Here is a 22301-nt window from a genome sequence, read left to right as displayed (position 1 = left end):
AAAATCGGTGGAGCTGCATGACAAAGTCATCGGGCATTATCTGAACATAAAACACTATCAATAAGTTGGAGTCATTACCCCGATCTACTCTTTATAGGTATCGCTCTTTATTCTCTCCGTCTTATGCTGATCAGATATAGATGTACCGTGAAGGCATCTGTATAATCCCCCGATTACGAGCAATGTACAGTATAAGAAAATGGCAAAAATTGGTTTTATATCACTAGGTTGTCCGAAAAACCTCGTCGATTCTGAGCGCATCCTGACCGAACTTCGTACCGAAGGCTATGATGTTGTGCCAAGCTACGACGACGCGGATATGGTTATCGTTAATACCTGCGGCTTTATCGACAGTGCGGTTCAGGAGTCCCTGGAAGCAATTGGCGAAGCGCTGAATGAGAACGGTAAGGTGATTGTCACCGGCTGTCTGGGCGCGAAAGTCGATCAGATCCGTGAAGTCCACCCGAAGGTACTGGAAATCACCGGGCCGCATAGCTATGAACAGGTTCTGGAGCACGTTCACCACTATGTGCCAAAACCAAAACACAACCCGTTCCAGAGCCTGGTTCCTGAGCAGGGCGTTAAGCTGACTCCTCGCCATTACGCCTATCTGAAGATTTCCGAGGGCTGTAACCACCGCTGCACGTTCTGCATTATTCCATCCATGCGCGGCGATCTGGTGAGCCGTCCGATTGGCGACGTCCTCAGCGAAGCCAAGCGTCTGGTCGATGCGGGCGTGAAAGAGATTCTGGTAATCTCCCAGGATACCTCTGCTTACGGTGTAGATGTGAAGCATCGTACCGGTTTCCATAACGGCGAGCCGGTCAAAACCAGCATGGTTGATCTGTGCGAACAGTTATCAAAACTGGGGATCTGGACGCGCCTCCATTACGTCTACCCTTACCCGCACGTTGATGATGTGATCCCGCTGATGGCGGAAGGCAAAATCCTGCCGTATCTGGACATCCCGTTACAGCATGCCAGCCCGCGTATTCTTAAACTGATGAAACGCCCGGGCTCCGTGGACAGACAGCTGGCGCGCATCAAGCAGTGGCGTGAAATCTGCCCTGAACTGACGCTGCGCTCCACCTTCATTGTTGGTTTCCCGGGTGAAACGGAAGAAGACTTCCAGATGTTGCTCGACTTCCTGAAGGAAGCGCGTCTGGATCGCGTGGGCTGCTTTAAATACAGCCCGGTAGAAGGCGCTGGCGCTAATGACCTGCCGGATCAAATCCCGGAAGAGGTGAAAGAAGAACGCTGGAACCGCTTTATGCAATTGCAGCAGCAGATCTCTGCTGAACGTTTGCAGGAGAAAGTGGGCCGCGAGATTCTGGTTATCGTTGATGAAGTTGACGAAGAAGGCGCAATTGGTCGTAGCATGGCTGATGCTCCAGAAATCGACGGCGCGGTATACCTGAATGGTGAAACCAAGGTGAAACCTGGCGATATCATCCGCGTGAAGGTCGAAAACGCAGATGAATACGATCTGTGGGGCACCCGCGTTTAATTAGCGTAACCCAACGTAGGCCGGATAAGGCATTTATGCCGCATCCGGCAATGCCTGATGGCGACGCTGAAGCGTCTTATCAGGCCTACGGTTTACCCTTTAATTTTCGGGTCCAGCGCGTCGCGCAGACCATCTCCCAGTAAGTTAAACGCCAGCACCGTCAGGAATATCGCTACCGCCGGGAAAATCGCCACGTGCGGCGCGATCACCATATCAGCGCGCGCTTCATTAAGCATTGCCCCCCACTCCGGCGTCGGCGGCTGTGCGCCTAATCCCAGGAATGACAAGCTCGCGGCAGAGATAATCGACGTACCAATTCGCATGGTAAAGAAGACCACGATCGATGAGACCGTTCCAGGCAGAATATGGTTGAAGATGATGGTCGCATCGCTGGCACCAATACTGCGCGCAGACTCAATAAACGTCTGTTGCTTCAGCACCAGCGTATTCCCGCGCACCAGGCGCGCGAAGGCTGGAATGGAGAAAATGGCCACGGCAATGATCACATTAGCAATTCCGCTGCCCAGCACGGCGACCACGGCTATCGCCAGCAATATCCCCGGAAAGGCGAACAGCACATCGCAGATTCGCATGATCAGTCGATCCCACCAGCCTTCGTAGTATCCCGCCAGCAGCCCCAGTACCGTACCAATCGCCGCGCCAATAAACACGGCAAAGACCCCTGCCGCCAGCGAGATTTGCGCGCCAACCAGCACGCGGCTAAAAATATCCCGTCCCAGTGAGTCAACGCCAAACCAATGCAGCATCGACGGCCCATCATTCAAACGGTCATAATCGAAGTAATTCTCGGCATCAAATGGCGTCAGCCAGCGGGCAAAAATCGCCACCATGATCAGGAGCAATACAAACAGCCCAGCGACCATCGCCATGTGCTGTCGACGGAACCGACGCCAGAACTCATGCCACGGTGTGCGTATCTGCTCTGGCTTAACAAGGGGCATCGCATTTAAAATCGCCTGTCGGCGCCAGTTAAAAAATCGCATCCTTACTTGTACCTGATAGCCGGATTAATGGCAGCGTAGAGCACATCCACCACTAAGTTAATAAGAATAAATTCCAGAGAAAACAACAGTACCTCGGCCTGAATCACCGGGTAGTCGCGCATTTCGACGGAGTCCACCAACAGTCGCCCAAGCCCTGGCCAGTTGAACACCTTCTCAACCACGATTGATCCACCAAGCAAAAAGCCAAACTGTAGTCCCATCATGGTGACCACCGGGATCATCGCATTACGCAGACCATGTTTTAACACCACCCAGGTTTCACTCACCCCTTTAGCGCGCGCGGTACGCATATAATCTTCGCTGAGCACATCAACAAACGAGGCGCGAGTAAATCGGGCTAACACCGCAGCCACCGCCGCGCCCAGCGTAATAGACGGGAGGATATAGTGCATCCAGGTGTCAGCGCCAACGGTGGGTAACCAACCGAGCTCAACGGAGAATATCTGCATCAGCAGCATGCCAAGCGCAAACGCCGGGAACGAGATCCCGGTGACCGCCAGCGTCATGCTTAATCTGTCCGGCCAACGATTTCGCCATACGGCAGCAATGATCCCCGCCGTCATACCAAACAATACCGCCCACGCCATACTGGCAATAGTCAGCCATAGTGATGGCATAAAACGACTGGCTATCTCTTCAGAAACCGGGCGACGAGAAACCATCGAGGTGCCAAAATCGCCTTGCAACACGTTGGTCATGTAATGCCAGAACTGAACATGCAGCGGCTGGTCCAGACCCAGCTGCTTGCGCACCAGTTCAATCACCTCGGCGTCAGCTTCCGGTCCGGCAATCAGCCGGGCCGGATCGCCGGGTAGCAGATGAACAAATAAAAATACCAGCACCGCAACAATCAACAGAGTTGGAATCAACCCCAGCAGGCGCTTGAAAACATAGTTAAGCATCACGCTCCCTTCGCCGGCCCCTGGGCTGCGGGGCCGAATGAATAGCTTATTTTAAATCCGCATCATCAAAGCTAAATCCGGTATCCGGCATGATCCAGAATCCGGTCAACCTGGTGCTGTGCGCCGAAATCAGTTTTTCCACTACCAGCGGGATCCACGGCGACTCTTTCCAGATAATATCCTGCGCGTCTTTGTACAGCTTCGCTTTCTGCGCCGGATCGTTAGTTTGCAACGCTGCCGATAAATCACTGTCCACCTGCTTATTGCTGTAGAACGCCGTGTTAAACAGAGTTGGCGGCCAGTTTTGTGATGCAAACAGCGGTGACAGCGCCCAGTCAGCTTCACCCGTAGACGCCGACCAGCCGGTGTAGAACATCCGTACCCCGCTCTCTTTCTGCGCTTTCCCTTCCACTTCCGCGGCGCGCTGACCAGCATCCATCGCTGTAACCTGAGCCTTAATGCCCACCTGCGCCAGCTGCTGCTGGGTAAATTGCAGCACTTTCTGCGCGGTACTGTGGTTATGCGAAGACCATAGCGTAGTGGTAAAACCGTTCGGATAACCTGCTTCTTTCAGCAGTTCGCGCGCTTTCGCCGGGTCGTAGGGCCACGGCGTATAGCTTTGCGCATAGGCTATCGACGGGGGGAGAACGCCGGTTGCCGGCGTCGCGTAACCAGCAAAAGCCACTTTCACCAGCGCCTGGCGGTTGATGGCATAGTTCAGCGCTTCACGCACTTTTGGGTTGTCGAACGGTTTTTGCGTGACGTTCATGCTGATATAACGCTGCATAATAGACGGACTGGCCACCAGTTCCAGGTTTTTGTTCTTCGCCAGTAACGCCGCCTGCTCGTAAGGGATTGGGAAGGCAAACTGCGCTTCCCCAGTTTGCAGCATGGCCGCACGCGTGTTGTTGTCGGTCACCGGATGCCAGGTAATCGTATCCAGCTTTGGCAGCCCTTGCTGCCAGTAGCCCGCGAACTTCTTAACCTTCACAAAATCCGTCTGATTCCAGGTATCAAGCTGGTACGGCCCGGTCCCCACAGGATGGAAACCGATCTCCTTACCGTATTTCTCCAGCGCGGCGGGAGAAATCATCACCGTTGCCGGGTGCGCCAGAATATTGATAAAGGCAGAGAACGGCTGTTTCAGCGTAATCTTCACCGTCGACGGATCGACGACTTCGGTTTTATCGATATTCTTATACAGGTTGTAACGTTTCAGATGGTTTTCCGGGTTACTGGCCCGATCGAGGTTAGCTTTAACCGCATCGGCGTTGAAGTCGGTGCCATCCTGAAACTTCACCCCCTGACGCAGCTTAAGGGTATAGGTCAGCCCATCATCAGAAACCGTATAATTCTCCGCGAGCACATTTTTCAGTTTCATCTCTTTATCAAGGCCAAACAACCCCTGATAAAACGACTTCGCTACCGCCTGCGACAACGTGTCATTCGCGTCATAGGGGTCGAGCGTCGTGAAATTGGATCCCACCGCCACCACCACATCTTTGGCGGCCCAGCCAGGCGATGCGGCCAGTGCAGAGACCACTCCCACAGCAACCAGCCATTTTCGAGCAACAATTTTTGTCATGTTATTCTCCTTAAACCCTGCCTGCCTGTTATAAACGCGAAAGCGCATTTTCTGGTTGCCCACGCGCAACATAATGCCCCGGACCAACTAACTGGAGCGAAACGGGGGAAATCTCTTCGCCACGTTTGCGAATATTGCTGGGGATATCGTCCGACAACAGCACGCGCTGGGGACGGTGATGGGATGGATCGGCGACCGGAACTGCCGCCATCAGCTTGCGAGTGTACGGATGTTGCGGATTTTCAAACACCGCCCGCCGGGTGCCTATCTCAACGATCTGCCCCAGATACATCACCGCCACACGGTGACTGATCCGTTCCACTACCGCCATATCGTGGGAAATAAACAGATATGCGATACCCAATTCTCGCTGCAGGTCGAGCATCAGGTTGATGATTTGCCCACGAATTGAAACATCCAGCGCCGAGACAGATTCATCGGCAATAATCACTTTGGGATTGAGCGCCAATGCCCGTGCAATACAGATACGCTGACGCTGACCGCCGGAAAACTCATGCGGATAGCGCCAGGCATGCTCAGGTAGCAAGCCTACACGTTCCAACAACCATGCAACCCGTTTTGACCCCGCATCGCCCTGCAATAACCCATGTACTCGTAGCGGCTCCAGAATGGAATATCCCACAGTCTGGCGCGGATCGAGCGAGGCATACGGATCCTGGAAGATAAACTGAATATCCCGACGCAGCGGCTGCAACTTGCTGGCAGCAAGGGTATCAATACGCTGTCCGTTGAAAATGATTTCCCCACGCTGAGACTCAACCAGGCGCAGCAACGCCCGCCCGGTGGTGGATTTCCCGCAGCCTGACTCCCCCACCAGCGAGAGCGTTTCTCCCGGCCACAGGTCAAAACTGACGTTTTCCACTGCATGCACCTCGCGAGTCACGCGATTTAGAATGCCGCTGCGCAGAGGAAAACGCGTCACCAAATTTCGTACCCGCAGAATAGGCTCGCCTTCAACCACGGTGTCCTGCTCGGTCTGCGGTTCTACATTACTGGGATCGTGCAATGAAATAAGCGGGAAACGGCGTGGAAGCTCATGTCCGTTCATCGCCCCAAGCTGCGGCACGGCTGCCAACAGCGCTTTGGTATAGGGATGCTGGGGATTGTGAAAAATCTGTTCAACGCTGCCGGTTTCTACCGCCTCGCCCTGATACATCACCAGCACGCGGTCGGCAATATCCGCCACGACGCCCATATCGTGGGTAATGAAGATCACTCCCATCGACATATCCTGCTGCAACACTTTTATTAGTTGCAGGATCTGCGCCTGAATGGTGACATCCAGCGCGGTCGTCGGCTCATCGGCAATTAAAACCGCAGGGCGACACGACAGTGCCATGGCGATCATCACCCGCTGGCGCATACCGCCGGAAAGCTGGTGTGGATATCGCGATAAAATCGCCTTCGCCTCGGGGATACGCACCTGATCGAGCATTCGCTTCGCTTCTACCATCGCCTCTTCATGGCTGGCGCCTTGGTGCAAGCGTATAGACTCGGCAATCTGTTCGCCCACGGTAAACACCGGATTGAGCGATGTCATAGGCTCCTGGAAGATCATCGCGATATCCGCACCGCGCACGTGACGCATTTGTGATGCGCTCTGTTCACCCAGCTCAATAACCTGTCGGTTACGGCGTCGTAGCAGCATTTCATCGCAGCTCACCTCGCCGCCGGCCTGTTCAATCAGACGCATCAGCGACAAGGCTGTTACCGATTTTCCTGAACCGGATTCGCCCACGATCGCCAGCGTTTCGCCACGCTTCAGGCGAAATGACAGATTGCGCACCGCACTGACGCGCTGCTGCTCCTGTTCAAAGGCAATATTCAGATTGTTGACTGCCAGCACGTCGCTGGCATCAAGCTCATCACTGTGTGGCAACGCTATCTCCTTTTTCCCGATAAATACCGGTGGTTGGCGTATCGCCTGCGTATCCCCAGGCGCGGTACATGCCTTCGCTATTAAACGGCAAGGCGACATTGCCCTCATGATCGATAGCAATTAAACCGCCGCTGCCACCGAGCGCCGGTAATTTTTCCATTACTACGCGTTCACACGCCTCCGATAAACTCAGGCCGCCGTAATCCATCAACGCCGCAATGTCATAGGCCGCCAGCGCACGAATAAAGACTTCCCCGGTTCCGGTGCAGGAGACTGCCACACTTGCGTTATTGGCATAACAGCCTGCGCCGACCAACGGACTGTCACCCACCCGCCCCGGTAATTTGTTGGTCATTCCACCGGTCGATGTTGCGGCCGCCAGATTGCCAAACATATCTAACGCGACCGCCCCCACGGTACCCATTTTGTTGTTTTCATCCAGCGGGCTCGCGCTATGGTCCAGCACCGTTTCACCCGCTGTTCGCGCCGCTAGCAGTTGAGCATAGCGTTCTGGCGTAGAGAAAATATCCGCTGATACGCGTTCCATACCCTGCGCAATGGCAAAGTTCTCAGCCCCTTCACCTATCATCATGACGTGTGGGCTGTGTTCCATTACCAGGCGCGCCGCGAGAATCGGATTGCGTAAATGGCTGACTCCGGCGACGGCTCCCGCATTAAGCGTGTTACCATCCATCACGCAGGCATCAAGTTCATGGGTTTCATCACGGGTATATACCGCGCCAATTCCGGCATTAAACAACGGACACTCTTCCAGTAAGCGCACGGCTTCGGTCACCACATCCAGTGCGCTACGACCGTCCTCTAGCATCCGCTGGCCGGTTTCAACGATATCCGACAGCGCCTGAATATAACGCAACTCTTGCTCCTGACTCAGCTGCGAACGGGTGATAGCCCCTGCGCCGCCGTGAATTGCAATGACTGCTTTACCCATTTTTTTCGTCCATTAGGTGGCAGGTACCGGGGTTATAAATATCAGAATTTCTGTGACTTATTGATTCGATTTTTGAATATAGAAAGATGCAGACGTAATGTAAAGGTAAAGGCCCGTACCTCACGCCCCATCCCATCAGGTTATTTAAATGAGTTAAACAGAAAGTGTATCTTCCAACATCGTTGAATATATTATTCAAGCCGATCGGCAATCTGTTTTTTTGCATAAAACACAAAGCGTTCAACAGACGGCATAGACGCAGTCCAGTTCTTTTTGGTTAACCCCAGGTATTCCGCACGTGCGGCTTGCAGCGTATCCGCATACTCATCGGGTAATTGCGGTATAAGCCAGGAGGCGGCTTCATCTTTAGCGACAATATTGCCCGTAACTACGCTGTACCAAATACGCGCCAGAGTAAGGATGATATTTCGCTCGTCACCCTCTAAATCGCCCGGTTTCTGCCACATATCAAGGATATGCCGAAATGTTTGCACGACATCGCTAAAAGGGATGACGTTGAATAACGTCTCAGCGGGTTCACCGAACAACGCTACGCTGGCGCGCCGGGCCTGGGTCAGCAGGATGGAAAGATCAGGATCCACCTGCGCCGGTTCATACACGCCAGCGCAGATATCATCACGCAACCATTCGCCAAATTGCATTTCTCTTGACGGTGGGAATCGCCACGGCACAAGTTGTGAATAGACCACGATGGTCACTTCCAGCGCCCGATAGTTATCAACGCTGCCAGGCGGTGCTGATATTTCCAGAAAACCCTGCATCAGATCTTTTCTTTGACGAGTATTCAGTGGCTGCCTAATGGTAACCAGTAAATCGATATCGCTTTGGGGCTTTAAGCCACCTTCAACAGCAGAGCCATACAAATGAACAGCAACCAGGTCGCCCTCGATAATCCGCGCAATCAGTGCACTGGCGGCATTCACCTGTTGTCGAATTGAATTCGGGATAGTCGCAGCCATTTAGCCTCCTGGAAAAAAGCAGAAATAATGAGTCTATACTGCATTTTTCCTGTAGCGCTATTCTCTGGCAGAAAACCTGTCTCAGATCGGATCCTAAGCCTGAGGTAGCATACTGTCCGCGTCCATTTTCTGACATAATGAGCAGATTCGATTTTGCCCCGCAGGAGTCTTCTCATGGAATTTACCGCCGGACTGATGCCGCTTGAAACGGCTCTCTCTCAGATGCTTTCGCGTATTACCCCACTCACCGCCGTCGAAACGCTGCCGCTGGTTCAATGCTTTGGCCGCATTCTGGCCACCGACGTCATCTCCCCGATTGATGTGCCGGGATTCGATAACTCGGCAATGGATGGCTATGCGGTGCGATTAGCCGATTTACAATCAGACCAGCCTCTTGCGGTGGCTGGCAAAGCCTTTGCTGGTCAACCATTCCACGGCGAGTGGCCTGCGGGAACCTGCATCCGCATTATGACCGGTGCCCCGGTGCCTGCCGGTTGTGAAGCGGTGGTGATGCAGGAGCAAACGGAACAAACTGACGACTGTGTGCGTTTTACCGCCGAGGTCCGCAGCGGACAAAATATTCGTCTGCGCGGTGAAGATATCGCAAACGGCGCGGTGGTATTCCCCACCGGAACTCGTCTGACAACCGCCGAGCTTCCGGTTCTGGCCTCACTCGGCATTGCCGAAGTACCGGTCGTTCGCAAAGTTCGCGTGGCGTTGTTCTCCACCGGTGATGAGCTGCAACTGCCGGGTCAGCCGCTGGGCGACGGGCAGATTTATGACACAAACCGTCTGACCGTTCACCTGATGCTGCAGCAGTTGGGCTGCGAAGTGATCAACTTAGGAATTATTCGCGACGATCCCAACGCGCTGCGGGCCGCGTTTATCGAAGCCGACAGCCAGGCCGACGTCGTCATCAGCTCTGGTGGCGTTTCGGTAGGCGAAGCGGATTACACCAAAACCATTCTGGAAGAGCTGGGAGAAATTGCCTTCTGGAAGTTGGCCATTAAACCCGGCAAACCGTTCGCGTTTGGTAAACTGAGCAACAGCTGGTTTTGCGGCCTGCCGGGTAACCCGGTGTCTGCGGCCCTCACCTTTTATCAACTGGTGCAACCGCTGCTGGCGAAACTCAGCGGCAACACCGCCTGTGGGTTGCCTCCGCGCCAGCGCGTGCGCACCGCATCACGTCTGAAGAAAACGCCAGGGCGTCTGGATTTTCAGCGCGGTGTATTGCAGCGTACTGCGGAAGGCGAGCTGGAAGTCACCACCACCGGACACCAGGGCTCGCATATTTTTAGCTCCTTTAGCCAGGGCAACTGCTTTATCGTGCTGGAGCGCGATCGCGGTAACGTTGAGGCCGGAGAATGGGTTGAGGTCGAGCCGTTTAACGCACTGTTTGGAGGCCTGTAATGGCAGAACTCAGCGACCAGGAGATGATGCGCTATAACCGGCAAATCATTCTGCGCGGCTTCGATTTCGAAGGTCAGGAAGCGCTCAAAGATGCGCGGGTACTGGTCGTTGGTCTGGGGGGACTGGGATGCGCAGCAACCCAGTACCTTGCGGGCGCTGGCGTCGGGCATTTAACCCTGCTCGACTTTGACACGGTCTCCGTATCGAACCTCCAACGCCAGACGCTGCACAGCGATGCAACCGTAGGGCAACCCAAAGTGCTCTCCGCCCGCGACGCACTGGCGCGGATTAACCCTTACATCGCCATTACGCCAGTGAATGCGCTGCTGGAAGAAAACCAGATTCACGCGCTGATCGCCGAGCACGATTTGGTGCTGGACTGTACGGATAACGTCAGCATCCGCAATCAGCTGAATGCCGGATGCTTCGCCGCCAGGGTTCCGTTGGTTTCTGGGGCGGCAATTCGCATGGAAGGACAAATTACCGTCTTTACGTATCAGGAAGGAGAGCCATGCTACCGTTGCCTGAGTCGTCTGTTCGGTGAAAACGCCCTGACCTGCGTCGAGGCAGGAGTGATGGCCCCGCTGATCGGCGTGATTGGCTCGTTACAGGCGATGGAGGCCATTAAGTTGCTGGCAAACTATGGTAAACCGGCGTCTGGAAAAATCGTCATGTACGACGCCATGACCTGCCAGTTTCGCGAAATGAAGCTAATGCGCAACCCGGGGTGTGAGGTTTGCGGGCAGTAAAAAAGTCGGGTGGCGGCTTCGCCTTACCCGACCTACAACGGCTCCAACGTAGGCCGGGTAAACGTTAGCGCCATCCGGCAACAGCATCAGATCGACGTGCGTCCAAATGCACTCTGCCAGTCGTGCTCAAACTTCGCGACGGCAGCATCAACAGCCGGAGAGCTAATCATCTGCTGAGCAACGTCCAGCGGTAGCGTGATGGACTCGCAGCCCGCCAGCAGACAATCCAGCGCCTGACGCGGTGTTTTAAAACTGGCTGCCAGTACTTTGGCGTGCGGGGCATGCATTTTCAGTAACGTCTGCAGGTCGGTCACCGTCTGGATGCCATCCCCTCCTTGCGCATCCACGCGGTTAACATATGGCGCAACGTATTCCGCACCCGCCAGAGCAGCCAATAACCCTTGAGCTGCACCGTATACCGCAGTACCCAACGTCGGGATCCCTTCTTCTTTCAGCAATTTTATAGCCGCCAGACCTTCTGCTGTCACCGGCACTTTGACCACGATATTAGAAATGATTGCCCGCAGCTTACGCGCATCGCTGACCATCCCTTCGGCGGTGGTCGCCATCACCTGAGCAAACAGACGCCCTTGCCCTCCCGTCGCCTCCTGCAGTTGCGGCAGTAGTACTTCCAGCGTCTGGTTCCCTGCCGCCACAATGCTCGGGTTAGTGGTCACCCCTGCCAGCGGGAAAATGCGCGCCAGAGCTTTTACCGCATCAACATCAGACGTATCTAAATAGAGTTCCATAAGCTTTCCTCAAACGAATAATTAGCATGAATAAAAGGTAGCACGGCGAAACCTCACGGTTAGTTGACGCATGTCAATATAACTTTCATTCGAAAGTAATTTAATCTTTATACGAAAGAAAAGAGGTCGCTTATGATTTTCAATATCCAGCGCTACTCCACGCATGATGGCCCCGGGATCCGTACTGTGGTGTTCCTAAAGGGATGCTCCCTGGGCTGTCGGTGGTGCCAGAATCCGGAAAGCCGCGCCCGCACGCAGGACCTGCTTTATGACGCGCGTTTGTGCCTTGACGGTTGCGATCTCTGTGCTCAGGCTGCACCCGCGGTGATTGAACGGGCGCTGGGCGGATTACTTATTCATCGCGAAAAACTGACCGATGACGTCCTCGCAGCGCTGACCGACTGCTGTCCGACTCAGGCGTTAACCGTCTGTGGAGAGGTAAAAAGCGTGGACGACATCATGGCGACCGTATTGCGTGATAAACCGTTTTACGATCGCAGCGGAGGGGGCCTCACCCTGTCCGGCGGCGAACCGTTTATGCAGCCAGAGCTGGCGGCAGCGTTACTCAAGGCCAGCCACGACGCCGGCATTCATACCGCAGTGGAAACCTGTCTGCATGTCCCGTGGAAGTATATTGAACCATCATTACCTGACGTCGATCTATTTCTGGCCGATCTAAAACACGTGGCGGATGCGCCGTTTAAACAATGGACCGATGGGCGTGCCTCTCGCGTACTGGAAAATCTAAAAAAATTGGCTGCCGCCGGTAAAAAAATGATTATCCGCGTACCGCTGATTCAGGGATTCAACGCAGACGAAGCTGCTATTCAGGCCATTACCGATTTTGCCGCCGATGAGCTTCACGTCGGTGAGATCCATTTCTTGCCCTACCACACCCTGGGCATCAACAAATACCACTTACTCAGTCAACCCTACAACGCACCGGATAAACCGCTTGATGCGCCAGCACTGCTCGAATTTGCCCAGCAGTACGCCAGCCTTAAAGGTTTAACCGCGACCCTACGAGGATAATCGCCATGACCACTCTGAAACTGGACACACTCAGCGACCGTATCAAAGCGCATAAAACGGCCCTGATCCACATCGTGAAACCACCGGTTTGTACCGAGCGCGCCCAGCACTATACCGAGATGTATCAGCAACACCTGGATAAGCCTATCCCGGTACGTCGCGCACTGGCACTAGCCCATCATCTGGCGGAACGCACCATCTGGATCAAACATGACGAACTGATCATTGGTAACCAGGCAAGCGAAGTGCGTGCCGCGCCTATTTTCCCGGAATACACCGTCTCCTGGATTGAAAAAGAGATCGACGACCTCGCCGACAGACCGGGTGCAGGATTTGCGGTAAGCGAAGAGAACAAACGTGTATTGCATGAGGTGTGCCCATGGTGGCGTGGTCAAACCGTGCAGGATCGCTGCTACGGGATGTTCACTGATGAGCAGAAAGGGCTGCTGGAAACCGGCATTATCAAAGCCGAAGGTAACATGACCTCCGGCGACGCGCACCTGGCGGTAAACTTCCCGCTGCTGCTGGAAAAAGGTCTCGACGGCCTGCGTCACAAAGTCGATGAACGTCGCTCCCGCATCAATCTGACATGTCTGGAAGACCTCCATGGCGATCAGTTCCTGAAAGCGATAGATATCGTGCTGGAGGCCGTCAGCCTGCACATTGAGCGCTTTGCCGCGCTGGCACGTAAAATGGCATCCACAGAAACTCGCGCCAGTCGTCGAGATGAACTGCTGACCATGGCGGAAAACTGTGATGTTATCGCCCATGAGCCGCCAAAAACATTCTGGCAGGCGCTGCAGCTGTGCTATTTCATCCAGTTGATCCTGCAAATTGAATCTAACGGTCACTCGGTGTCGTTTGGTCGTATGGATCAATACCTCTACCCATTCTATCGTCGCGACGTCGAACTGAACCAGAGCCTTGATCGTGAGCACGCTATTGAACTGTTGCACAGCTGCTGGTTGAAACTGCTGGAAGTGAACAAAATCCGTTCCGGCTCCCATTCGAAAGCCTCGGCGGGCAGTCCGCTGTATCAGAACGTGACCATTGGTGGTCAAAACCTGGTCAACGGTCAGCCGATGGATGCCGTCAACCCGCTCTCCTACGCCATTCTGGAGTCCTGCGGCCGCCTGCGTTCTACGCAGCCAAACCTGAGCGTGCGTTATCACGCGGGGATGAGTAATGACTTCCTCGATGCCTGCGTGCAGGTGATCCGCTGCGGCTTCGGGATGCCCGCCTTTAACAACGATGAAATCGTCATACCGGAATTCATTAAGCTGGGCATTGAACCGCAGGACGCCTATGACTATGCAGCTATTGGATGTATCGAAACCGCTGTTGGCGGGAAATGGGGCTATCGTTGCACCGGCATGAGCTTTATTAACTTTGCCCGCGTGATGCTGGCGGCACTGGAAGGTGGGCGCGATGCCACCAGTGGCAAAGTCTTTCTGCCACAGGAAAAAGCGCTCTCAGCCGGTAACTTCAACAATTTCGACGAAGTGATGGACGCCTGGGATACACAGATCCGCTACTACACGCGTAAATCCATCGAAATTGAGTATGTCGTCGATACCATGCTGGAAGAGAACGTGCACGATATTCTGTGCTCCGCGCTGGTAGACGACTGCATTGAGCGGGCGAAAAGCATTAAGCAAGGCGGCGCGAAGTATGACTGGGTATCGGGTTTGCAGGTGGGTATTGCCAACCTCGGTAACAGCCTGGCTGCAGTGAAGAAACTGGTCTTTGAACAGGGCGCTATCGGTCAACAACAGCTGGCCGCCGCGCTGGCCGATGATTTTGACGGTCTGACCCATGAGCAGTTACGCCAACGACTAATCAACGGCGCGCCGAAATACGGTAACGATGACGATAGCGTTGATACGCTGCTGGCCCGCGCTTATCAGACCTATATCGATGAACTGAAACAGTATCATAATCCGCGTTACGGACGTGGCCCGGTTGGCGGCAATTACTACGCCGGGACCTCGTCTATTTCTGCAAACGTGCCTTTTGGCGCAGCAACGATGGCAACGCCGGATGGCCGTAAAGCACACACTCCACTGGCAGAAGGCGCCAGTCCGGCTTCCGGTACGGACCATCTCGGCCCAACGGCGGTAATTGGTTCGGTGGGTAAACTGCCGACCGGTTCGATTCTTGGCGGCGTGCTGTTAAATCAGAAGCTCAACCCGGCCACGCTGGAAAATGAATCCGATAAGCAAAAGCTGATGATCCTGCTGCGCACCTTCTTCGAAGAGCACAAAGGCTGGCATATTCAGTACAACATTGTCTCCCGTGAAACGCTGCTGGAAGCCAAAAAACACCCGGATCAATATCGTGACCTGGTGGTCCGTGTAGCAGGTTATTCCGCCTTCTTCACTGCGCTTTCTCCGGATGCGCAAGACGACATCATCGCGCGTACTGAACATATGCTGTAAACAATATTGTCGGCCGGATGAGATTCCGCACCACCATCCGGCACGCTACCCTCCCCATTGCCGGATGCGCTGACGCTTATCCGGCCTACAACGATTCTCCCCGTAGCCGGGTAAGGCGAAGCTACCACCCGGCTTTTTACTTTCATTCGAAATTAAATTTGTGCTACAGGTCACATTGTTATTAGAATGTTTCTGGTTGCAGTAATCGCCAGGAGCCTATCTTTATGACCATCAAAGTTATCGTCACCGATATGGACGGAACTTTTCTCGACGACGCCAAGAAATACGATCGTGCACGTTTTATGGCGCAGTATCAGGAACTGAAAAAACGAAATATTGAATTTGTCGTGGCCAGCGGCAACCAGTATTACCAGCTGATCTCCTTTTTCCCGGAGCTCAAAGAGGAAATTTCCTTTGTCGCCGAGAACGGGGCGTTAGTTTTTGAACATGGCAAACAGCTATTTCACGGCGAGCTAACCCGCCACGAGTCCCGTATTGTCATTGGTGAACTGCTAAAAGATAAGCAGCTCAACTTTGTGGCTTGTGGGCTGCAAAGCGCTTACGTTAGCGAAAATGCGCCGGAGTCCTTTGTCGCATTGATGTCAAAACACTACCATCGCCTGAAACCTGTAAAAGATTATCAGGATATCGACGATGTGCTGTTCAAGTTCTCGCTAAATTTACCGGACCAACAAATCCCATTGGTTATCGATCACCTGCATGCTGCGCTGGACGGCATCATGAAGCCCGTCACCAGCGGCTTCGGGTTTATCGATCTGATCATTCCGGGCTTACATAAAGCCAACGGGATCAGCCGCCTGCTTAAACGCTGGAACCTGTCACCGCAAAACGTAGTCGCCATTGGCGATAGCGGCAACGACGCGGAAATGCTGAAAATAGCGCACTACTCTTTCGCCATGGCCAACGCGGCAGAGAGTATTAAAGCGATTGCTCGCTATCAGACCGACGACAACAACCATCAGGGCGCGCTGAACGTAATTCAGGCAGTGCTGGATAACACCGCCCCTTTTAACGTCTAATCCTGCCAACCGGGGTATCCCTCATCCCGGTTTTCACTCTTTTTCCATTTTGCTCACTCCATCAAGTTTTAAACTTGCGTTAACTAAATTTTAACTTATATTATCATCTGTAAGTTACTTTTGTTTCGAATGAAAGCTAATGCGAGGTGGATATGGCTTTTACTTTTACCAGCGACACGCTGCCCGCCGATCACAAAGCGGCAATCCGGCAGATGAAACGGCAACTGCGGGCACAGCTTGGGGATGTTCAGTTGATCTTCAATCAGTTGAGCGACGCTATCGCCGCCCGCGTGGCAGAAATCAACGCCCTCAAAGCACAGGGAGCCCCGGTGTGGCCAGTGATATCTTATGCAGATATCAAAGCTGGCCACGTAAATGCAGAGCAGCGTGAAGAAATTAAGCGTCGCGGATGCGCGGTTATTAAAGGTCATTTCCCTCGCGAACAGGCTCTCGGCTGGGACAGCTCAATGCTGGACTATCTGGACCGCAACCACTTTGACGACGTCTATAAAGGACCAGGCGATAATTTCTTCGGTACCCTGAGCGCATCACGACCTGAAATCTACCCCATCTACTGGTCCCAGGCGCAGATGCAGGCCCGCCAGAGTGAAGAAATGACCAATGCACAGTCGTTTCTCAATCGTTTGTGGACCTTTACAAGCGAAGGTAAACAATGGTTTAACCCGGATGTCAGCGTTATTTACCCTGACCGCATTCGCCGTCGACCGCCGGGAACCACGTCCAAAGGGCTGGGCGCGCATACGGATTCCGGCGCGCTGGAACGCTGGCTTCTTCCGGCATATCAGCAGGTCTTTGCTCATGTATTCAATGGCAAGCTGGAAGATTACGATCCGTGGCAGGCGGCGCATCGCACCGAGGTAGAAGAGTACACGGTGGATAACACCACCAAATGTTCGGTATTCCGTACCTTCCAGGGCTGGACTGCACTGTCCGATATGCTGCCAGGTCAGGGATTGTTGCATGTGGTCCCGATCCCTGAAGCGATGGCGTATGTACTGTTACGCCCATTGCTTGACGATGTGCCAGAAGATGAACTTTGCGGCGTCGCGCCCGGCCGGGTGCTGCCGATTTCCACGCAATGGCATCCGCTGCTGATTGAAGCGCTAACCAGCATTCCACAACTGGACGCCGGGGACTCCGTCTGGTGGCATTGTGATGTGATTCACTCCGTCGCACCGGTGGAAAATCAGCAGGGTTGGGGTAACGTGATGTACATTCCTGCCGCACCGATGTGCGAAAAGAATCTGGCCTACGCCCACAAAGTGAAGGTCGCGCTGGAAAAGGGTGCGTCGCCGGGTGATTTTCCACGGGAGGATTATGAAACTAACTGGGAAGGACGCTTCACGCTGGAGGATTTGAATATCCACGGTAAACGCGCGCTGGGGATTGTTTAATTTTATATACCCTTATCCCTAAGTATCCCGTGTTACAGGTGCAACCATCACACCTGTAACACGAGAACGACGGGATAATTATTCGACGCCTTTGCTACGCAGGTAATCTTCGTAGTTACCGGTGAAGTCAATTACACGTTCTGGCGTAATTTCAATCACGCGGGTTGCCAGCGAGCTGACGAACTCACGGTCGTGAGAAACGAAGATCAGCGTGCCCTGGTACATTTCCAGCGCCATGTTCAGCGACTCGATAGATTCCATATCCAGGTGGTTGGTCGGTTCATCCATAACCAGGATATTCGGTTTCTGCATCATCAGTTTACCGAACAGCATGCGTCCTTTTTCACCACCGGAGAGCACTTTCGCAGGTTTCTTGATATCGTCCTGGCTGAACAGCAGACGGCCAAGGAAGCTACGTACTACCTGCTCATCATCGCCTTCTTGTTTCCACTGGCTCATCCATTCGAAAACAGTCAGATCGTTTTCGAACTCGTATTCATGATCCTGTGCGTAGTAACCGACCTGGGCGTTCTCAGACCACTTAACGGTACCGTTGTCCGGCTGCAAGTCGCCAACCAACGTTTTCAGCATAGTGGATTTACCCACGCCGTTGGCACCAATGATGGCAACCTTCTCCCCTACTTCCAGCAGCAGGTTGAAGTTTTTAAACAGCGGGCCTTCATCAAAACCTTTCGCCAGCGCTTCCACTTCCAGCGCGTTACGGAACAGTTTCTTATCCTGTTCGAAGCGGATAAACGGGTTCTGACGGCTGGACGCTTTCACTTCGTCGAGCTTAATCTTATCAATCTGACGCGCACGAGAAGTCGCCTGTCGAGATTTAGACGCGTTGGCGCTAAAGCGGCTGACGAAGGATTGCAGATCGGCAATCTGTGCTTTCTTCTTGGCGTTATCGGCCAGCAGACGTTCACGCGCCTGGGTTGCCGCCGTCATGTATTCGTCGTAGTTACCCGGATAAACACGCAGTTCGCCGTAGTCCAGATCCGCCATGTGCGTACAGACCATGTTCAGGAAGTGACGGTCGTGCGAAATGATAATCATGGTGCTGTCACGCTCGTTCAGCGTCTGCTCCAGCCAGCGGATAGTGTCGATATCCAGGTTGTTCGTTGGTTCGTCGAGCAGCAGAATGTCCGGGTTAGAGAACAGCGCCTGCGCCAGAAGCACACGCAGCTTCCAGCCGGGCGCGACTTCGCTCATCGGGCCGTAATGCTGTTCTACCGGAATGCCTACGCCCAGCAGCAGTTCACCCGCACGCGCTTCCGCAGAGTAGCCGTCCATTTCGCCATACTGAACTTCGAGGTCAGCCACTTTATAACCGTCTTCTTCGCTCATCTCGGCCAGGCCGTAGATACGATCGCGCTCCTGCTTCACTTCCCACAGTTCAGCATGACCCATAATAACGGTGTCAAGCACGGTGAACTCTTCAAAGGCGAACTGATCCTGACGCAGCTTACCGATGCGCTCGTTCGGATCGAGTGAAACGTTACCCAGCGTCGGTTCGAGGTCGCCGCCGAGAATTTTCATAAAGGTGGATTTACCGCTACCGTTCGCGCCAATCAGGCCGTAACGATTGCCGCCGCCAAACTTGACGGAAATATTTTCAAACAGCGGCTTACTGCCGAACTGCATAGTGACGTTGCTGGAAACTAACACAGGCGTATCCTGAAAGAGAAAGAAATATGTGACAAACCGCTTATTATGCCATAAGTCTGCAATAAGATCGCGCCGTTCATGCTGCGCAGATAAAGTGAAAGCAAAAGGAAAAAAATGTGATTTAGTACACATCCGAATTCCTTGTTGCTCAGAATGCACATATAATGCGTGCCCAACACTACATAAATCTCAACCCACTAGCCTGCTTGGCTTCAGAATCTCGCAAAAATGAATATGAAATTGACAACGCTTTTCGCGGCGGCGCTCGCGGTAGTTGGTTTTTGTAACACTGCTTCAGCCGTCACGTACCCGCTGCCTACCGATGGTAGTCGTTTAATTGGCCAAAACCAGGTTATCACCATTCCTGAAGGCAACACCCAGCCGCTGGAATACTATGCGGCAGAGTACCAGATGGGTCTGTCTAACATGCTGGAAGCCAACCCGGGCGTGGATACCTTCCTGCCGAAAGGCGGCACCGTGCTGAACATTCCTCAGCAGTTGATCCTGCCGGATACTGTGCATGAAGGTATTGTTATCAACAGCGCTGAAATGCGTCTGTACTACTACCCGAAAGGCACCAACACCGTAATTGTTCTGCCGATCGGTATCGGCCAGCTGGGCAAAGACACGCCAATCAACTGGACCACCAAAGTAGAACGTAAAAAAGCGGGCCCAACCTGGACGCCAACGGCGAAAATGCATGCGGAATACCGCGCTGCAGGCGAGCCGCTGCCAGCCGTTGTTCCGGCGGGTCCGGATAACCCGATGGGTCTGTACGCGCTGTATATCGGTCGCCTGTATGCCATCCATGGCACCAATGCTAACTTCGGCGTCGGCTTACGCGTCAGCCACGGTTGCGTGCGTCTGCGTAACGACGACATCAAATTCCTGTTTGAAAATGTGCCAGTCGGCACCCGCGTACAGTTTATCGATGAGCCGGTAAAAGCCACTACCGAACCAGACGGCAGCCGTTACATCGAAGTACATAACCCACTGTCTACGACTGAAGCACAGTTCGAAGGCGGAGAAATCGTACCGATTACCCTGACCAAGAGCATTACCAGCATCACCGGCCAGTCTGACGTCGATCAGGCCGTCGTTGAGCAGGCGGTACAGAACCGTTCAGGTATGCCGGTTCGTCTGAACTAATCTGCTATATATGCCCGATGGCGCTACGCTTATCGGGCCTACCAACGCAGTAGGCCGGATTAGGCGCCAGCCGCCATCCGGCACACCACATCAATTACATCAACAGCAGCAAACCATACCCCACCAGCGCCGCCCATATCAGCATCGGTACCGAATACCAATGAAAACGCCACCAGATCCGTCGGTCGTTTGCCATCCGTAACGCAATGAGATTCGCCAGCGATCCCGGCAACAGCCCAAAGCCGCCCACATTAACCGCCCAGGCCAGCAGCAGCGTCGGCGGGACATAGTTCAGCAGCAAAATCGTACTGGGCACATTACTGATAAACTGCGACAAGCCAATAGCCGTTAACCAAAGTCCCGGTGCTGAGAGCGTGCCAATCTGGTGGGTAATCCCCTGCAAGGCCGGGAGCTGCGTCAGCAAATGCACATCAATGAACATCGCCATAAACACTAACAGCAACGTCCAGTCCACGCTGAGGATCACGCGACGCGCCAGCACCATGAACCCTGCCGCCACAATCGCCAGACCCCACAGCTCTTGCTTTAACTCCAGCGCCGCAAGGAAGACGATATACAGCGCCAGACAGCTCCATACCAGGCGTGGTTGCCAGTCAGGTGCGCGCGTACCGGTATGATAGTGCAACGCTTTAGGCGGGAAACTGAACCAGCACAGCACCACCAGCGTCAGCATCATGGCCCCTGCAAGCGGCGCCATTTGCCAGGTAAACGCGGTAAACGATAAGCCTGAGCGTCCCCACATCAGAATGTTTTGTGGATTGCCTATTGGCGTGAGCAACGAGCCGGCATTTACCGCCAGCGCCTCAAAGATAATCAGGCGATTCACCGGAATGGCACATAATTTTTTCAGCGTGATGGTTAGCGGAACAACAATAAACAATGCAACGTCGTTGGTCAGAAACGTCGACAACAACGCCGCCGCCAGCACCATAAATATCGCCAGCTGGCGCTCTGTTTTGAAGCGGCGGGTCATCTTGCGCCCTAACACATCGAAATAACCGCTTAGCTCTACGCCTTTGGTCAGTAACATCAAGCCGCTAAGCGTGATAATCGTGTGCCAGTCAATCGCCCCTGGCCAGGACCGGGGCGTAAATGGCGTGAACAGACTCAGTACAACCCCAACGATGATTAACAGCTGGAAAAAACGATCGCGCTGTAAGACACGTAATAAAGGAAAACTCATTCAGAGCCAGTTCCTTGCTGTTGCGTAAACCGGCTAAAAGCCTCCAGCGTTTCCTTACTGACGTGATGCTCCATCCCCTCCGCGTCGCGACGGGCAATTTCCGGGCTGATGCCTAACATCAACAGGAAATTTTCCACAATCTGATGACGTTCCCGGCTCTCCTGGGCTAGTCGTTCACCTTCTGCAGTTAAAAACACCCCACGCCACGGAATCATTTCAATCAATCCGACTGAAGCAAGGCGCTTAAGCATTTTAGCAACCGTCGGCTGAGAAACCCCAAGTCGCGCTGCCATATCCACCTGGCGCGCTTCACCCACCTCAATAATGAGATCGGAAATCAGCTCTACGTAGTCATCAATCAGTTCGCGGCGATGCGCCTCCCGGACCTGACGAAATCCTTCAACGTGTTCTTCGACATTCACCAATTGCGTCACTTTTTTTGTTGTTGGCATACCTGCGCGACGACTCATTCTGCTTCCTCGTTACTGTGACGCGTTAACGGCATCTGATTAGAGAGCGCTCATTGTAAACCAGAGTTGCGTGGGCACAAAAAATTAACGTTTTAGCAATAGCTATATAATATAGCCTGTGCT

19 protein-coding genes are annotated in these 22301 nt (G+C 53.7%); 9 read left to right on the top strand and 10 right to left on the bottom strand.

Annotated features, from left to right (window positions below):
- Positions 1–64, top strand: a 64-nt coding sequence (locus OGX92_RS14735) for an IS1 family transposase (protein WP_071603212.1), incomplete at its 5' end; no start/stop codon positions are given.
- Positions 65–199: 135 nt separating this feature from the next.
- Positions 200–1507, top strand: coding sequence for a 30S ribosomal protein S12 methylthiotransferase RimO (gene rimO / locus OGX92_RS14730; RefSeq protein ID WP_003831616.1), 1308 nt, complete (start codon positions 200–202; stop codon positions 1505–1507).
- Positions 1508–1599: 92 nt separating this feature from the next.
- Here rimO and gsiD read toward each other — a convergent pair whose 3' ends face one another.
- The 6 genes from gsiD to OGX92_RS14700 all read right to left on the bottom strand — a co-directional run bounded on the left by gsiD (position 1600) and on the right by OGX92_RS14700 (position 8851).
- On the bottom strand, positions 1600–2511 hold the full coding sequence (gene gsiD, locus OGX92_RS14725) for a glutathione ABC transporter permease GsiD (protein WP_003831612.1): 912 nt from the start codon (positions 2509–2511) through the stop codon (positions 1600–1602).
- Between the two features lie 2 nt (positions 2512–2513).
- On the bottom strand, positions 2514–3434 hold the full coding sequence (gsiC, locus tag OGX92_RS14720) for a glutathione ABC transporter permease GsiC (protein ID WP_048235754.1): 921 nt from the start codon (positions 3432–3434) through the stop codon (positions 2514–2516).
- Positions 3435–3480: 46 nt separating this feature from the next.
- A complete protein-coding gene (gene gsiB / locus OGX92_RS14715) occupies positions 3481–5019 on the bottom strand; it encodes a glutathione ABC transporter substrate-binding protein GsiB (RefSeq protein ID WP_286586722.1) in 1539 nt (512 codons plus the stop codon).
- 28 nt (positions 5020–5047) lie between these two features.
- The gene (gsiA, locus tag OGX92_RS14710; protein ID WP_286586721.1) at positions 5048–6919 is read right to left on the bottom strand and encodes a glutathione ABC transporter ATP-binding protein GsiA; all 1872 of its coding nucleotides are present in this window, start codon (positions 6917–6919) and stop codon (positions 5048–5050) included.
- Positions 6906–7871, bottom strand: a complete 966-nt coding sequence (gene iaaA / locus OGX92_RS14705; protein ID WP_003836974.1) for a beta-aspartyl-peptidase — start codon at positions 7869–7871, stop codon at positions 6906–6908. The genes gsiA and iaaA overlap by 14 nt, the downstream gene beginning before the upstream one ends.
- A gap of 191 nt (positions 7872–8062) precedes the next feature.
- Positions 8063–8851 (bottom strand): aminoglycoside adenylyltransferase family protein, encoded by a 789-nt coding sequence (locus OGX92_RS14700; protein ID WP_286586720.1) that lies wholly within the window; start codon positions 8849–8851, stop codon positions 8063–8065.
- Between the two features lie 174 nt (positions 8852–9025).
- On the opposite strand from OGX92_RS14700, the gene moeA reads away from it, so the two are divergent.
- Both moeA and moeB read left to right on the top strand, forming a co-directional pair.
- Positions 9026–10261, top strand: a complete 1236-nt coding sequence (gene moeA, locus OGX92_RS14695) for a molybdopterin molybdotransferase MoeA (RefSeq protein WP_286586719.1) — start codon at positions 9026–9028, stop codon at positions 10259–10261.
- Entirely contained in the window at positions 10261–11010 is a 750-nt protein-coding gene (gene moeB / locus OGX92_RS14690) for a molybdopterin-synthase adenylyltransferase MoeB (RefSeq protein WP_003831603.1), read from the top strand. The genes moeA and moeB overlap by 1 nt, the downstream gene beginning before the upstream one ends.
- An 86-nt stretch (positions 11011–11096) precedes the next feature.
- Here moeB and fsa read toward each other — a convergent pair whose 3' ends face one another.
- The gene (gene fsa / locus OGX92_RS14685) at positions 11097–11759 is read right to left on the bottom strand and encodes a fructose-6-phosphate aldolase (protein ID WP_063940650.1); all 663 of its coding nucleotides are present in this window, start codon (positions 11757–11759) and stop codon (positions 11097–11099) included.
- Between the two features lie 132 nt (positions 11760–11891).
- Between fsa and OGX92_RS14680 the strand changes: the two genes are divergently transcribed.
- The 4 genes from OGX92_RS14680 to OGX92_RS14665 all read left to right on the top strand — a co-directional run bounded on the left by OGX92_RS14680 (position 11892) and on the right by OGX92_RS14665 (position 17684).
- Positions 11892–12791 carry a glycyl-radical enzyme activating protein gene (locus OGX92_RS14680; protein ID WP_200920626.1) on the top strand — a complete coding sequence of 300 codons (900 nt, stop codon included), beginning with the start codon at positions 11892–11894 and terminating at the stop codon, positions 12789–12791.
- A 5-nt stretch (positions 12792–12796) separates the two neighbouring features.
- Positions 12797–15229: a glycyl radical protein gene (locus OGX92_RS14675; protein ID WP_003831600.1), complete on the top strand. Its 2433-nt coding sequence runs from the start codon at positions 12797–12799 to the stop codon at positions 15227–15229.
- 224 nt (positions 15230–15453) lie between these two features.
- Complete coding sequence (locus OGX92_RS14670; protein ID WP_286586717.1) at positions 15454–16269, top strand: Cof-type HAD-IIB family hydrolase; 816 nt, start codon at positions 15454–15456, stop codon at positions 16267–16269.
- A 152-nt stretch (positions 16270–16421) separates the two neighbouring features.
- On the top strand, positions 16422–17684 hold the full coding sequence (locus OGX92_RS14665; RefSeq protein WP_286586715.1) for a DUF1479 domain-containing protein: 1263 nt from the start codon (positions 16422–16424) through the stop codon (positions 17682–17684).
- A 78-nt stretch (positions 17685–17762) separates the two neighbouring features.
- Here OGX92_RS14665 and OGX92_RS14660 read toward each other — a convergent pair whose 3' ends face one another.
- On the bottom strand, positions 17763–19355 hold the full coding sequence (locus OGX92_RS14660; RefSeq protein WP_032934551.1) for an ABC-F family ATPase: 1593 nt from the start codon (positions 19353–19355) through the stop codon (positions 17763–17765).
- 228 nt (positions 19356–19583) lie between these two features.
- Between OGX92_RS14660 and ldtB the strand changes: the two genes are divergently transcribed.
- Positions 19584–20504 carry a L,D-transpeptidase gene (ldtB, locus tag OGX92_RS14655; protein WP_063940654.1) on the top strand — a complete coding sequence of 307 codons (921 nt, stop codon included), beginning with the start codon at positions 19584–19586 and terminating at the stop codon, positions 20502–20504.
- 94 nt (positions 20505–20598) lie between these two features.
- On the opposite strand, the gene OGX92_RS14650 is transcribed toward ldtB, so the two are convergent.
- Both OGX92_RS14650 and mntR read right to left on the bottom strand, forming a co-directional pair.
- Positions 20599–21708 (bottom strand): anion transporter, encoded by a 1110-nt coding sequence (locus tag OGX92_RS14650; protein ID WP_286586714.1) that lies wholly within the window; start codon positions 21706–21708, stop codon positions 20599–20601.
- Complete coding sequence (gene mntR, locus OGX92_RS14645; RefSeq protein ID WP_003831586.1) at positions 21705–22178, bottom strand: manganese-binding transcriptional regulator MntR; 474 nt, start codon at positions 22176–22178, stop codon at positions 21705–21707. The genes OGX92_RS14650 and mntR overlap by 4 nt, the downstream gene beginning before the upstream one ends.
- Positions 22179–22301: the final 123 nt, after the last annotated feature.

The organism is Citrobacter sp. Cpo089 (assembly GCF_030332695.1).
Classification (GTDB): domain Bacteria; phylum Pseudomonadota; class Gammaproteobacteria; order Enterobacterales; family Enterobacteriaceae; genus Citrobacter; species Citrobacter portucalensis.
Note: the sequence above shows the minus strand (reverse complement) of the source record. Positions and strands in the feature narration are given on the sequence as shown.